Origin of the sequence: Pseudomonas fluorescens NCIMB 11764 (genome assembly GCF_000293885.2) — a bacterium.
GTDB lineage: Bacteria > Pseudomonadota > Gammaproteobacteria > Pseudomonadales > Pseudomonadaceae > Aquipseudomonas > Aquipseudomonas fluorescens_B.
The window spans coordinates 2,581,547-2,594,431 of record NZ_CP010945.1 but is presented as its reverse complement, the minus strand read 5'-3'; the positions used below and the strand labels follow the sequence as shown (position 1 = coordinate 2,594,431).

Below are 12,885 nucleotides of genomic sequence, written 5' to 3'. Positions count from 1 at the left end.
CCATGTACAAACTGACCATCGAAGGCCTGCATAAAAGCTATGGCGATCATCATGTGCTCAAAGGCGTTTCACTCAAGGCCAACACCGGCGACGTCATCAGCCTGATCGGCGCCAGCGGCTCGGGTAAAAGTACCTTTCTGCGCTGCATCAACTTTCTTGAACAACCCAACGACGGCACCATGACCCTGGACGGTCAGAACATCCGCATGATCAAGGACCGCCACGGCATGCACGTGGCCGACGCCGATGAACTGCAAAAAATCCGCACGCGCCTGGCCATGGTGTTCCAGCACTTCAACCTGTGGAGCCACATGACGGTGCTGGAAAACATCACCATGGCCCCGCGCCGGGTGCTGGGCTGCAGCAAGCAGGAAGCCGAAGACCGCGCCCGTCGTTATCTCGACAAGGTTGGCCTGGCTGCACGCGTGGCAGACCAGTACCCAGCGTTTCTTTCCGGGGGTCAGCAACAACGTGTGGCCATTGCGCGAGCGTTGGCCATGGAACCGGAAGTCATGCTGTTCGACGAACCGACCTCGGCGCTCGACCCCGAGCTGGTGGGTGAAGTGCTCAGGGTGATCCAGGGGCTGGCCGAAGAAGGGCGGACCATGATCATGGTCACCCACGAAATGAGCTTCGCCCGCAAGGTGTCGAGCCAGGTGCTTTTTCTGCATCAGGGACTGGTCGAGGAAGAAGGCGCGCCGGAAGACGTGCTGGGCAACCCGAAGAGCGAGCGGTTGAAGCAATTCCTCAGCGGTAATCTCAAGTAAACGTCGCCGATAAACCTGTGGGAGCCAGCTTGCTTGCGTGAGGCCATGTCATCCGCCACATGAGGTGACTGACACACCGCTATCGCGAGCAAGCTCGCTACCACGGGGTAACGTGTCAATCGCTGACACGACAGCAAAGCAATTAAACTTGTCGCATCCCCCCGCGGTCACTGAAAGAACACGTTCAGAGCGCACACCGCCGGCATGGGAACCTCCTCCGACTTCGCAAAGCACTGGTTCACCACTCGCGGCTGGAAACCGTTCGCCTTTCAGAAACAGGTGTGGGCCGCGGTCAAACAAGGGCAATCGGGGTTGCTGCACGCCAGCACGGGTGCCGGCAAAACCTACGCCGTCTGGTTTGCCGCCCTCAACCGCTTCGCCTCTGCCGCCCCTGTTGAAAAATCCCGCAAACGAAAACCGCTTGCCGAACCACTGACGGTTCTGTGGATAACGCCCATGCGCGCCTTGGCCGCGGACACCGCCCGCGCACTGGAAGCGCCGTTGCGCGACTTGCAGCTCCCGTGGAGTGTTGGCCTGCGCACCGGCGACACCAGCAGCAGCGAACGCGCGCGGCAGACCCGGCGGCTGCCCTCCGCGCTGATCACCACGCCGGAAAGCCTCACCCTGATGCTCGCCCGTGCCGACGCGCAAACCGCGCTGTCGACCTTGCGTATGGTGGTGGTGGACGAATGGCACGAATTGCTCGGCAACAAACGCGGCATACAACTGCAACTCGCCCTCGCTCGCCTGCGTCGGTGGAATCCCGAACTAATCGTGTGGGGTGTTTCCGCAACGCTGGGTAATCAGGCCCACGCCGAACAAGTCCTAATCCCACAAGGCGGTGGCATTAGCGTTCAGGGCGAAACCCGCAAGGCGCTGCTCGTCGACACGCTGTTGCCGCCAGCCATCGAGCGTTTTCCATGGGCCGGGCATATCGGGTTGAAGATGTTGCCGCAGGTGGTCGCGGAACTGGATGCGAGCCCCGCAAGCCTGGTCTTCACCAACACCCGTGCCCAGTCCGAAATCTGGTATCAGGCGCTGCTGGAAGCACGCCCCGACTGGGCCGGCTTGATTGCCTTGCATCACAGCTCACTGTCACGCGACACCCGCGACTGGGTCGAACGCGCACTCAAGGACGGTCAGCTCAAAGCGGTGGTCTGCACTTCCAGCCTGGACCTCGGCGTAGACTTCCTGCCGGTGGAGCGGGTGCTACAGATCGGCTCGGCCAAAGGAGTGGCGCGACTGATGCAGCGTGCCGGGCGGTCCGGCCATGCACCGGGACGCGTGTCGCGGGTGACGCTCGTGCCAACGCACAGCCTGGAGTTGATCGAAGCCGCCGCCGCTCAGGACGCCGTGGCGCAGCGCCGGATCGAACCCCGAGAATCGCCGCATAAACCGCTGGATGTGCTGGTTCAGCATCTGGTCAGCATGGCCTTGGGCGGTGGTTTTTTGCCCGATGAGTTGTATGAAGAAGTCCGCGGGGCCTGGGCTTATCGTGATCTCACGCTGGAAGACTGGACCTGGGCGCTGGCTTTCGTACGCCACGGAGGGCTTTCCCTGACGGCGTATCCGGATTATCGCCGCGTTGAACCGGATCAACAGGGTGTCTGGCGCGTGCCGGATGCGCGCTTGGCCCGGCGCCATCGCATGAGCATCGGCACGATTGTCAGCGACGCAAGCATCCAGCTGAAGTTCTGGAGCAAGGGCGGCGGGGGCAAGCAACTGGGCAGCGTCGAGGAAGGATTTATCGCACGTCTCAAACCGGGCGATGGCTTTCTGTTTGCCGGCCGACTGCTCGAATTGGTGCGCGTGGAAAACATGACCGCTTACGTCAAACGCAGCACGGTAAAAAAAGCCGCGGTGCCACGATGGAACGGTGGGCGCATGCCGCTTTCCAGCGAGTTGGCCCGGGCGGTAGTCGAGCGTTTCGGTGCAGCGGCGCTGGGCGAGTTCATCGGTCCTGAAATGCAGGCCTTGCGTCCGTTACTGGAGGTGCAACAGCGCTGGTCGGGATTGCCAACCGAGAACAGTCTGCTGGCTGAAACGCTGAAATCCCGTGAGGGTTGGCACCTTTTCCTCTACCCCTTCGCCGGGCGCCAGGTGCATTTGGGGCTGGCGAGTCTGCTGGCATGGCGTGTCAGTCAGCAACAGGCGGTGACGTTTTCCATTGCGGTCAACGATTACGGGCTGGAATTGCTCAGCGCCACCTGTGTGGAGTGGTCCAGTGTCCTGAACCCCGGACTGCTGAGTCCCGAGCAGTTATTGAACGATGTGCTCGCCAGCTTGAACGCTGGCGAACTGGCGCTGCGGCGCTTTCGGGAAATCGCACGGATTGCCGGGCTCGTGTTCGCCGGGTATCCCGGCGCCCCGAAAAGTACGCGCCAGGTTCAGGCCTCCAGTGGTTTGTTTTACGAAGTGTTCAAGCAATACGACGCCGGGAACCTGCTCCTGGCCCAGGCCGGGGAAGAAGTCCTGCGCAACGAGCTGGATATTCATCGTCTGGAAAAGACGCTGGAGCACATCAGTCGACTCAGGCTCGACGTGCATCCGGTCAAACGTCCTACGCCCCTCGGGTTTCCACTGCTGGTAGAACGCATGCGCGAAAGCATGAGTTCGGAAAAACTCGCCGATCGCATCAGGCGCATGGTCAGCGACCTTGAGAACACTGCCGAAACCGGAAAAGTCTGATGAGTACGCCCTATCCCGTAAGCCTGGCTGGTGAAGAACTATGGTTGTTGCCGGAAAAGGCCCTCTACTGGCCTGCGCAACAAGCCCTGCTGATTGCCGACGTGCATTTCGGCAAGGCCGCCGCCTACCGAACGCTCGGCCAGCCGGTGCCCCGGGGCACCACCTCCAGCAATATCGCCGTGCTCGACGGATTGCTGGCGGCCCTGCCCTGCCGCCAGCTGATTTTCCTCGGTGATTTTCTTCACGGACCCGGCTCCCATGCCACCGAGACGCTGAAGGCCTTGGCCGACTGGAGAGCGCGACACTGCCAGTTGCCCATGACACTGATTCGGGGAAATCACGACAAGCGTGCCGGGGATCCACCGGCGTCGCTGAACATTCGCGTGGTGCCTGAGCCTTTGCTACTGGGGCCGTTTGCGTTGCAGCACGAACCTCAACCGCATCCGCAGCGGCACGTGCTCGCTGGCCATGTGCATCCGGTCTATCGGTTGAACGGTCGAGGTCGGCAAAGCCTGCGGCTGGCGTGCTTCAGATTTGCCGGGGAAATCAGCCTGCTTCCGGCCTTCGGTGCGTTCACCGGTGGGTATCAGGTCGAAAGGGACGACAGCTGTAGGATTTTCGTCATCGGTGATAACGAAATATGGCCAGTCAGCTGAAGTCTTCAAGGACATCAGCTGACTGGCCATTCGTCTACAACCTGTCAATCAGGCAACCGGCGCGGGAGGCGGCTCATCCGGCAGGGTCGGCTCGCCGGGTTCGGTGGGTTGTTCGTTAGGGGTATCGGGATCAGGCTGGCCGGGGATGCCCCCCGCCATGCTGATTGGCGGATGTGCCAACAAGGACCAGGCCAAGACGCCAACCTGATTGGGCTCAAGCCTTGCCAGTTCGGCACTTATTCGCGGATCGATCTTCATAAAGCACTCCTGAGCAAAGGCCTGGTCCGCTGTGCGCGAACCGGGCAGTACACCCAGTAGAGTGTCTACCCGCTCAAGAATTCCCGCTAGCTGCCAGATGAATCGATCAGGTACGTGGCAGGGTCACGCCGCGTTGGCCCTGATACTTGCCGCCACGGTCCTTGTAGGAAACTTCGCACTCTTCGTCGGATTCAAGGAACAGCATCTGTGCCACGCCTTCGTTGGCGTAGATTTTCGCCGGCAGGTTGGTGGTGTTGGAGAATTCCAGGGTCACGTGCCCCTCCCACTCAGGCTCGAGCGGGGTCACGTTGACGATGATGCCGCAGCGGGCGTAGGTGCTTTTGCCCAGGCAGATGGTCAATACGTTGCGCGGAATACGGAAGTACTCGACGGTGCTCGCCAGGGCGAAAGAGTTCGGCGGGATGATGCAGACATCGCTGTGGATGTCGACGAAACTGCCAGCATCGAAATTTTTCGGGTCGACGATAGCCGAGTTAATGTTGGTGAACACCTTGAAATGATTAGTGCAACGAACGTCGTAGCCGTAACTCGACACGCCGTAGGAGATCACACGGCTATCGTCGCTGCCGCGCACCTGGCGCTCGACGAACGGTTCGATCATGCCGTGCTCTTGCGCCATGCGGCGAATCCACTTGTCCGATTTGATGCTCATGGCGGGTGTCCTGAATAGCGAGGTGGAAAAAATCTGTCCGGCATCTTACCGGGCGCGCGCTTCGGGTTCAAAGACCGTGGCGCAATTCTCGCCGATCCCCCGTAAATTCCGGCGCTTCGCCGCAATACGATGCACCGTCAGTCACGAAAACAGAGAAACCTTCGCAGGAAGCATTGGCACGTCCCGGAAAAAGGGTTAAGGTGGCGCCACTGTGCTGCTTGTGTCACTGAGAATCTCTACACGATATGTTGAATTTCGATCCAACCATCTACAAGAATTTTTCCTGCTCTTTGCACTCAGTCTCGGCCAGGGTTCTTCCTGTGTCGCAGTTATCTTTGTTCAAGGAGTTACACCATGTCTAATCGCCAAACTGGTACCGTTAAGTGGTTCAACGATGAAAAAGGCTTCGGCTTCATCACTCCACAATCCGGTGACGACCTGTTCGTTCACTTCAAAGCTATCCAATCCGACGGCTTCAAAAGCCTGAAAGAAGGCCAACAGGTTTCTTTCATCGCTACCCGCGGTCAGAAAGGCATGCAAGCTGAAGAAGTTCAAGTTATCTAACTTGTACTTGCTTTAGTAAAAAGCCCCGCCCTTAAAAGCGGGGCTTTTTTGTGCCTGTGTGTTTTGCAGGCAAAAAAAATCGCAGCCCGTGGGCTGCGATTTTTTGTGGCTTACCAGGCCACACCGAATCCTGCGGTGTAGCGGGTCTTGTCCAGATCGGCATCGTCATCGGTACCGCTGATGATGTCTCGTTCGGCCTTCAGGTTAAGTGACGCCCACTCGGTCACTTTGTAGCGCAGGCCCACTTCCGCATCGAGCGCATAATCTGCCACGCCCGACAACGGCTTGCCCACTTCGCCATTGGTGAAGAACTCCACCTTCTTGCCGATCAGGTAGCGGTTGTAATCCCACTTCATCGCCAGGGAATAGAAGTTTTCTTTCCTGCCGTCGTCAAACTGGTAGTCCGTGCGGTTGACCAGCGAGCCCAGCGAGAATGCGCCCAGCTCGTCATCCCAGAACTGGTAACCCGGCCCGGTACCGACGGTGCGCTGACGGGAGAGCTCTTCAACCTTGTCGCGCTTATAGACCGCGCGGCCCTGCCAGAACCATTTCTCGGTCAGGAAGCGGTCGAGGGAGTACTCGCCCCGCCAGTTGTCGGTGGTAACCACGTCATCCTGGAATTCACGGTTGTACTCGCCTTCCGCGATATGCCGCCATCTGCCATGACGCGCAGTGGTCTTGAAGTCGATGTCGTAATCGTCGGTGTCTTTTTCCGCCCGCTGGTAATCCAGCGCCGCATCGATATTGCCTTTCCAGACCAGATCTTCGACGACCGGCTTGGGTTTGAGAATCTGCTGGATACTCGCCAGCTCGACCGTCTTCGGTGCCTCGCCGTTTTCCAGCGTCACCTTGCCGTCGTCTGCCGCGTGCAGCGACTTGGCCTTCTCGCCTTTGTAGGTTTCCTGCTTGACCAGCAACTCCTGATCGCTTTCCAGGGTTTTGACCTGCTTCCAGTCGATAGGCACCGAGCCGGCGTACTCGGTCTGAATCAACAGTTTGCCGCCGTCAAACAGCGTGATCTTGCCGCTCAGTTTGTCACCGTTCTTCAACCAGACGGTATCGGCGAGCACGGACGAGGAAGCGCTCAAGACAGCGAGGCACAGCAGGGTTCTGGACACCATAAGCAAATACAGGCTCAAGTTTGCGAAAAAAGTCGGCATTATCCCAAGGAACAAGGCCCTAGCTTGGACTGACACGACTATTCCCACCGAGTTCATTTCTCAGTAAGCGATCAAGGATTTACTCTACAGACGGTAATGCGAACCTCTTCAGGAAGCCCGAACGTGACTGACCCCACCCTCGAAACAGAAAGTGCCGCGCAAATCCGACGCACGGCGCTCTATCTGACCCTGGCGCAGGTGCCCGAGGGCAAAGTCGTGAGTTATGGTCAGCTGGCCGAACTGGCAGGACTCGGCCGCGCGGCGCGCTGGGTCGGTCGTACCCTGAGCCAGTTGCCCGGCGACACCAAACTGCCCTGGCACCGCGTGCTCGGCGCCGGCGGTCGAATCAGCCTGCCGGTGGGCAGTCCCTCAGGGGATGAGCAGCGCGCGCGATTACGCTCCGAAGGGATCAGTGTCCTGAACAATCGTGTTGATATTCAGCGCCATGGCTGGCGCCCGGTAGAGCACAGCGGTTAGAGTGCGCGCTTTGTTTCCGTAATCTTGAGGCAGACTTCAGCCCATGCCCCGTAAAACCTGGCGCGCCGCGCTCGCCGCCTATGCCAGCCCTTCAACACTTGTGCTGTTGTTGCTTGGTTTCGCCGCCGGCCTGCCCTACATGCTGGTGTTTTCGACACTGTCGGTCTGGTTGCGTGAAGCCGGTGTGGCTCGCGAAACCATCGGCTATGCAAGCCTGATCGGCCTGGCCTACGCCTTTAAATGGGTCTGGTCGCCGCTGCTCGACCAATGGCGCCTGCCCTTGCTTGGCAAGCTCGGTCGCCGTCGCTCGTGGTTGGTGCTGTCCCAGGCACTGGTAATCCTCGGCCTGATCGGGATGGGTTTCTGCGACCCGCAAAAACATCTGTCCTGGCTGATCGCAATCGCCGTGGTCGTAGCCTTCGCTTCGGCGACGCAGGACATCGCGGTCGACGCCTATCGCCTGGAAATCGCCGACGACACCCGTCAGGCCGCCCTCGCCGCCAGCTACATGTCCGGCTACCGGATCGCGGCGCTGCTGGCCACTGCCGGCGCCCTGTTCTTTGCCGAAGGCTTCGGCTCCACCGGTTTCAACTACAAGCATTCGGCATGGGCCGGCACTTACCTGCTGTTCGGTGCCCTGATGGTTCCGGCGCTGCTCACCTCGTTTTTCATGCGTGAACCGCCAGTGCCGTTACGCACGCAACTCCAGGCCGGGCGCTACAGCTTTGCGCATCAACTGGCCTCGGTGTTCGTGCTGATCGTGCTGCTGGTGTCCGTGCCGGCCATGTTTACCCAGCTCTACAACACCGACTTCGCCAGCGTGCTGTTCCAAGGCACGAGCCTGCTCGACCTGCTGCTGGAAGATCGCGCGTTCCTGCGGGCGATTCTCTACACCACGCTCACCGCGCTGTGCCTTTCGGCCATAGGCCGCCGAGGCCTCGCGCCCGTACTCACCCCGATCAACGACTTCATTCTGCGTTACCGCTGGCAGGCACTGCTGCTACTCGGACTGATCGCCACGTATCGGATGTCGGATACGGTAATGGGCGTGATGGCCAACGTGTTCTATATCGACCAAGGCTTCACCAAGGATCAGATTGCCAGCGTCAGCAAAATCTTCGGCCTGATCATGACCCTGGTCGGCGCCGGCATGGGCGGACTGCTGATCGTGCGTTTCGGCATCCTGCCGATCCTGTTCATCGGCGGCGTGGCGTCAGCGGGCACCAACATCCTGTTCCTGATGCTCGCCGACATGGGCGCCAACCTGAACATGCTGATCCTGACCATTTCCCTCGACAACTTCAGCTCGGGCCTGGCGACCTCGGCGTTCGTCGCCTATCTGTCGAGCCTGACCAACCTCAAGTTCTCGGCCACCCAATACGCCCTGCTCAGCTCGATCATGCTCCTGCTGCCACGCCTGATCGGCGGCTATTCCGGGGTCATGGTGGAAAAGTTCGGCTATCACAATTTCTTCCTGATCACCGCGTTGCTGGGTGTTCCGACACTGCTGTTGATCGCCCTGCACTGGTTCCAGGAGAACCGCCGCGAAGGCCCGACACCGACGCCAGAACCGGTGCCGACCCAGGTCGCGGAAGAATCGTAGGACGCTTCGCCGAGGGCGTGGAGAATCCTGCCCTCGAGCCACACCACCGACCGCACGCCTGTACGCCAGCAGATCTCGCCCGTACAATGCTCCGTCATTTCTCGTCATCAGCAACCGACAACGGCCAACCATGCGCACCAGTCAATTTTTGCTCGCCACACAGAAAGAAACGCCTTCCGATGCGGTCGTGATCAGCCATCAGCTGATGCTGCGCGCCGGCATGATCCGCAAACTCGCCTCGGGCCTATACACCTGGCTGCCGATGGGCTTGCGAGTGATGCGCAAGGTCGAAGCCATCGTTCGTGAAGAAATGAACGCCGCGGGCTCTCTCGAAGTGTTGATGCCGAGTACTCAACCGGCTGAGTTGTGGCAGGAATCCGGTCGCTGGGAAGAATACGGCCCTGAGTTGCTGCGCTTCAAGGATCGCCACGGTCGCGACTTCTGCGCCGGCCCGACCCACGAAGAGGTCATCACCGACCTGATGCGCAACGAGCTGAGCAGCTACAAACAGCTGCCGATCAACCTGTATCAGATCCAGACCAAATTCCGTGACGAAATCCGCCCCCGCTTCGGTTTGATGCGCGGCCGCGAATTCATCATGAAGGACGCCTACTCGTTCCACGCTGACCAGCCTTCGCTGCAGGTCACGTACGACCGCATGCACCAGGCGTACTGCAACGTGTTCACCCGTCTGGGCCTGAAATTCCGCCCTGTTGAAGCCGACAACGGCTCCATCGGCGGCGCCGGCTCCCACGAGTTCCACGTACTGGCCGAATCCGGCGAAGACGACATCGTCTTCAGCAACGGTTCCGACTACGCCGCGAACATCGAGAAGGCCGAAGCCGTGCCACGGGAAACCTCCCGTCCGGCGCCGGCTGAAGAGCTGCGCCTGGTCGACACACCAGAGACCAAAACCATCGCCGCGCTGGTGGAAAAATTCAACCTGCCGATCGAAAAGACCATCAAGACCCTGGTGGTGCACGCCGAAGAGAAAGGCAAGCTGATTGCCTTGATCATCCGTGGCGACCACGAGCTGAACGAAATCAAGGCCGCCAACCAGCCAGGCGTTGCCAGCCCGCTGGTCATGGCGTCGGAAAGCGAATTGCGTGACGCGATTGGCGCCGGTGCCGGCTCGCTCGGCCCGTTGAACCTGCCGCTGCCAATCATCATCGACCGTTCCGTCGAGCTGATGAGCGACTTCGGTATCGGTGCGAACATCGATGACAAGCACTACTTCGGCGTGAACTGGGAGCGTGACCTGCCGGTTCCGACCGTTGCCGACCTGCGCAACGTCGTGGCGGGCGACCCTAGCCCTGACGGCAAAGGCACCCTGGAAATCAAGCGCGGCATCGAAGTCGGGCACATCTTCCAGCTGGGCAACAAGTACAGCAAGGCGATGAAGTGCGAAGTGCTGGGCGAGAACGGCAAGCCGGTCACCCTGGAAATGGGTTGCTACGGCATCGGCGTTTCCCGCGTGGTGGCCGCCGCCATCGAGCAGAACAACGACGAGAACGGGATCATCTGGAGCGACACACTGGCGCCATTCCAGGTTGCCCTGGTGCCGCTGCGCTACGAAACCGAGCAGGTTCGCGAAGCCACCGACAAGCTGTATGCAGAACTGACTGCGGCCGGCTTCGAAGTGCTGCTGGACGATCGCGACAAGAAAACCAGCCCGGGCATCAAGTTCGCGGACATGGAGCTGATCGGCATTCCTCACCGGATCGTGGTCAGTGACCGCGGCCTCGCCGAAGGCAATCTGGAATACAAGAGCCGCACCGAGCCCGAGGCGCAAGCGCTGCCGGTCGCTGACGTGCTGTCCTTCCTCCAGGCCCGTATCCGCCGCTGACACCAGATAGAGAAGTCATGTTCAAGCGAAACACCTTAGGCCTCGGTGGTGCCGCCCTGTGCGGCACCCTGCTGGTCAGCGGCTGTGCCAATCACATGTCGCAACGCAGCGAGCACGAGGAACGTGTCGAGCGCAAATTGCTCGACCACAGCCTGCAGATCGATGTCGGTGAGCCCAAGGTGCTTGAGCTGCCGCAACGCCGGGTGAAAATCCACGAGCAGAAGACCTTCGAAGTCACCGAGTTCGAAGTCACGCGGCATTACGACCGCTACACGCCTTACCAACCCTGGCGGGAGATCTATGAGATCCCGCTGGGCGCGGTGGCCGTGGTGGCTGGTGTCGGCGCGAACGTGGTCAACGTGTTCACCCTCGGCAATTTGCCGGATAGCGTGACCAAGGACTGGTTCAGTTACGGTTTTGCCGGGCTAAATCCGTTCATGAACGCGCCGTCGCACGGTCGTGCGCAGCAGAACCTGGCGGGTATCGATGAGGTCCAGCTCGACAAGCGCACGGAATACTCGAGCCTGCCGTGGAGTGAGCGCCCGGTGGAGGTCAAGGCCGGCAAGGAAACGTTCGAGCTGAGCACTGACAAAAATGGCGTGTTGCGCCTGAACCTGCTGGACAGCCCGTTCGCCGAACATGACATCAACCATCTGAGCCGGCTGCTGATCAAGGTCGAAGATGGTCAGGACGATGTGCATACCGACTCAACCCTGGCGGTCAGCAGCTCGTTGCGCGGCAAACTGCTTGAAGCCCATGGGCTGATTTACGACGATCTTGAAGACGACGAAGTGAGCCAGTGGGTCCACCGGGTCAAACGTCTGTCGGAGCTGGGCCTGGAAGAAGAAGCCAGCGAGCTGGAACAGAGCCTGATCGAGCTGACTCGCAACGATCCGGAGTTGCAGACTGAATTCCTCAAGTCATTGACCAAGGATGCCGGGCGATTGGTGGCGGATCCGGGACCGAATTAAGTCTCCTAAAAGATCGCAGCCTTCGGCAGCTCCTACGCGGTATTTTTCCTCCGCAGGAGCTGCCGAAGGCTGCGATCTTTTGTTTTTAGAGGTTATCGCTCAAACAACTCCATCTGCTCAAACCCGCCGCGCAAATCCTCCAGCCTGACCCCAATCCCCAACAACCGCACCGGCTTTCCGCCGCGATTGAACGCCTGGGTCAGCAACAACTGATAACTCCCCAGGTCCCGCCCTGCCCCGGCCTGCTCAAGGGTGGTCTGGGTAAAATCATGAAACTTCACTTTGACGAACGGCTTGCCCGGTCGATAACTGTCGTCAATCCGAGCCATGCGGCCCGCCAGGGTTTCCAGCAACTCCGGTAATTTATCCAGGCAGCTCACCAGATCCGGCAGATCCACGTCATACGTGTTTTCGACACTGATCGATTGCCGCCGACTGTCGTTGTGCACCAGCCGCTCATCGATCCCACGGGCCAGACTCCAAAGTCGTTCGCCAAAGCTGCCGAATTCACGCACCAGCGCCAACTTGTCCCACTCGCGCAAATGCGAGCAATCGACAATGCCGAGCCTGCCCAGTTTGTCGGCCGTCACTTTGCCCACGCCGTGCAACTTGCTCACGGGCAAGCCACTGACAAAGTCCTCGACCTGATCCGGCGTAATGACGAACAAACCATTGGGTTTCTTCCAGTCGCTGGCAATCTTGGCCAGGAATTTGTTCGGCGCCACGCCGGCCGAAACCGTGATGTGCAACTGATTGGACACCCGTCGGCGGATGTCCTGGGCAATTCGTGTGGCGCTGCCGCCGAAGTGCGCACTGTCCGACACATCGAGGTAGGCCTCATCGAGGGAAAGCGGCTCGATCAGGTCGGTGTAATCGCGAAAGATCGTGTGAATTTCCTTCGAGGCTTCTCGATAGGCGTCCATGCGCGGCTTGACGATGGTCAGGTCCGGGCACAACTTCAAGGCGTGCCCGGAAGACATCGCCGAACGCACGCCATACGCTCGCGCTTCATAGTTGCAGGTGGCAATCACTCCGCGCCGATCCGCCGACCCGCCCACCGCCAGCGGTTTTCCGGCCAGGCGCGGGTCGTCACGCATCTCGATGGCAGCGTAGAAGCAGTCACAATCGACGTGGATGATTTTTCGCTGGGTCATATGAAAGCGGTGTTCATGGCGTAGAAAAGGAGACATGGCAGGCCGGGTTGGCAGTATCTCACTGACAC

At 59.9% G+C, this 12,885-nt stretch carries 12 protein-coding genes; 8 read left to right on the top strand and 4 right to left on the bottom strand.

What is annotated here, in order from left to right; translation table 11 throughout:
- Nucleotides 1-2: 2 nt before the first annotated feature.
- From B723_RS11800 to pdeM, 3 genes are all read left to right on the top strand, one after another.
- Complete coding sequence (locus tag B723_RS11800) at nucleotides 3-767, top strand: ABC transporter ATP-binding protein (protein WP_017336787.1); 765 nt, start codon at nucleotides 3-5, stop codon at nucleotides 765-767.
- 204 nt (nucleotides 768-971) lie between these two features.
- Entirely contained in the window at nucleotides 972-3,455 is a 2,484-nt protein-coding gene (locus B723_RS11795; protein WP_017336786.1) for a ligase-associated DNA damage response DEXH box helicase, read from the top strand.
- Nucleotides 3,455-4,111 (top strand): ligase-associated DNA damage response endonuclease PdeM, encoded by a 657-nt coding sequence (gene pdeM, locus B723_RS11790; RefSeq protein WP_017336785.1) that lies wholly within the window; start codon nucleotides 3,455-3,457, stop codon nucleotides 4,109-4,111. The genes B723_RS11795 and pdeM overlap by 1 nt, the downstream gene beginning before the upstream one ends.
- Before the next feature lie 48 nt (nucleotides 4,112-4,159).
- On the opposite strand, the gene B723_RS11785 is transcribed toward pdeM, so the two are convergent.
- Together B723_RS11785 and dcd are read right to left on the bottom strand one after the other, a co-directional pair.
- Nucleotides 4,160-4,369 carry a hypothetical protein gene (locus B723_RS11785; RefSeq protein ID WP_017336784.1) on the bottom strand — a complete coding sequence of 70 codons (210 nt, stop codon included), beginning with the start codon at nucleotides 4,367-4,369 and terminating at the stop codon, nucleotides 4,160-4,162.
- A 106-nt stretch (nucleotides 4,370-4,475) separates the two neighbouring features.
- Nucleotides 4,476-5,042, bottom strand: coding sequence for a dCTP deaminase (gene dcd, locus B723_RS11780; RefSeq protein ID WP_007904652.1), 567 nt, complete (start codon nucleotides 5,040-5,042; stop codon nucleotides 4,476-4,478).
- 354 nt (nucleotides 5,043-5,396) lie between these two features.
- Between dcd and B723_RS11775 the strand changes: the two genes are divergently transcribed.
- A complete protein-coding gene (locus B723_RS11775) occupies nucleotides 5,397-5,606 on the top strand; it encodes a cold-shock protein (protein WP_002554837.1) in 210 nt (69 codons plus the stop codon).
- 110 nt (nucleotides 5,607-5,716) lie between these two features.
- Here the strand turns inward: B723_RS11775 and B723_RS11770 are convergent, their stop codons facing one another.
- Nucleotides 5,717-6,727: a DUF481 domain-containing protein gene (locus tag B723_RS11770; protein ID WP_017336783.1), complete on the bottom strand. Its 1,011-nt coding sequence runs from the start codon at nucleotides 6,725-6,727 to the stop codon at nucleotides 5,717-5,719.
- 135 nt (nucleotides 6,728-6,862) lie between these two features.
- Between B723_RS11770 and B723_RS11765 the strand changes: the two genes are divergently transcribed.
- The 4 genes from B723_RS11765 to B723_RS11750 all read left to right on the top strand — a co-directional run bounded on the left by B723_RS11765 (nucleotide 6,863) and on the right by B723_RS11750 (nucleotide 11,663).
- Nucleotides 6,863-7,243, top strand: coding sequence for an MGMT family protein (locus tag B723_RS11765; RefSeq protein ID WP_238588318.1), 381 nt, complete (start codon nucleotides 6,863-6,865; stop codon nucleotides 7,241-7,243).
- Between the two features lie 43 nt (nucleotides 7,244-7,286).
- Nucleotides 7,287-8,846 carry an AmpG family muropeptide MFS transporter gene (locus B723_RS11760; protein ID WP_017336781.1) on the top strand — a complete coding sequence of 520 codons (1,560 nt, stop codon included), beginning with the start codon at nucleotides 7,287-7,289 and terminating at the stop codon, nucleotides 8,844-8,846.
- Nucleotides 8,847-8,976: 130 nt separating this feature from the next.
- Nucleotides 8,977-10,692, top strand: a complete 1,716-nt coding sequence (locus tag B723_RS11755) for a proline--tRNA ligase (protein ID WP_017336780.1) — start codon at nucleotides 8,977-8,979, stop codon at nucleotides 10,690-10,692.
- A gap of 17 nt (nucleotides 10,693-10,709) precedes the next feature.
- Nucleotides 10,710-11,663 carry a hypothetical protein gene (locus B723_RS11750; RefSeq protein WP_017336779.1) on the top strand — a complete coding sequence of 318 codons (954 nt, stop codon included), beginning with the start codon at nucleotides 10,710-10,712 and terminating at the stop codon, nucleotides 11,661-11,663.
- 92 nt (nucleotides 11,664-11,755) lie between these two features.
- Here the strand turns inward: B723_RS11750 and dinB are convergent, their stop codons facing one another.
- Nucleotides 11,756-12,817, bottom strand: a complete 1,062-nt coding sequence (dinB, locus tag B723_RS11745) for a DNA polymerase IV (RefSeq protein ID WP_017336778.1) — start codon at nucleotides 12,815-12,817, stop codon at nucleotides 11,756-11,758.
- Nucleotides 12,818-12,885: the final 68 nt, after the last annotated feature.

What these genes read in the sequence shown, in the direction of transcription:
- B723_RS11800 (WP_017336787.1), top strand. Translation starts at nt 3, where the DNA reads ATGTACAAACTGACCATCGAAGGCCTGCATAAAAGCTATGGCGATCAT.
- B723_RS11795 (WP_017336786.1), top strand. Translation starts at nt 972, where the DNA reads ATGGGAACCTCCTCCGACTTCGCAAAGCACTGGTTCACCACTCGCGGC.
- pdeM (WP_017336785.1), top strand. Translation starts at nt 3,455, where the DNA reads ATGAGTACGCCCTATCCCGTAAGCCTGGCTGGTGAAGAACTATGGTTG.
- B723_RS11785 (WP_017336784.1), bottom strand. Translation starts at nt 4,369, where the DNA reads ATGAAGATCGATCCGCGAATAAGTGCCGAACTGGCAAGGCTTGAGCCC.
- dcd (WP_007904652.1), bottom strand. Translation starts at nt 5,042, where the DNA reads ATGAGCATCAAATCGGACAAGTGGATTCGCCGCATGGCGCAAGAGCAC.
- B723_RS11775 (WP_002554837.1), top strand. Translation starts at nt 5,397, where the DNA reads ATGTCTAATCGCCAAACTGGTACCGTTAAGTGGTTCAACGATGAAAAA.
- B723_RS11770 (WP_017336783.1), bottom strand. Translation starts at nt 6,727, where the DNA reads ATGGTGTCCAGAACCCTGCTGTGCCTCGCTGTCTTGAGCGCTTCCTCG.
- B723_RS11765 (WP_238588318.1), top strand. Translation starts at nt 6,863, where the DNA reads ATGCGAACCTCTTCAGGAAGCCCGAACGTGACTGACCCCACCCTCGAA.
- B723_RS11760 (WP_017336781.1), top strand. Translation starts at nt 7,287, where the DNA reads ATGCCCCGTAAAACCTGGCGCGCCGCGCTCGCCGCCTATGCCAGCCCT.
- B723_RS11755 (WP_017336780.1), top strand. Translation starts at nt 8,977, where the DNA reads ATGCGCACCAGTCAATTTTTGCTCGCCACACAGAAAGAAACGCCTTCC.
- B723_RS11750 (WP_017336779.1), top strand. Translation starts at nt 10,710, where the DNA reads ATGTTCAAGCGAAACACCTTAGGCCTCGGTGGTGCCGCCCTGTGCGGC.
- dinB (WP_017336778.1), bottom strand. Translation starts at nt 12,817, where the DNA reads ATGACCCAGCGAAAAATCATCCACGTCGATTGTGACTGCTTCTACGCT.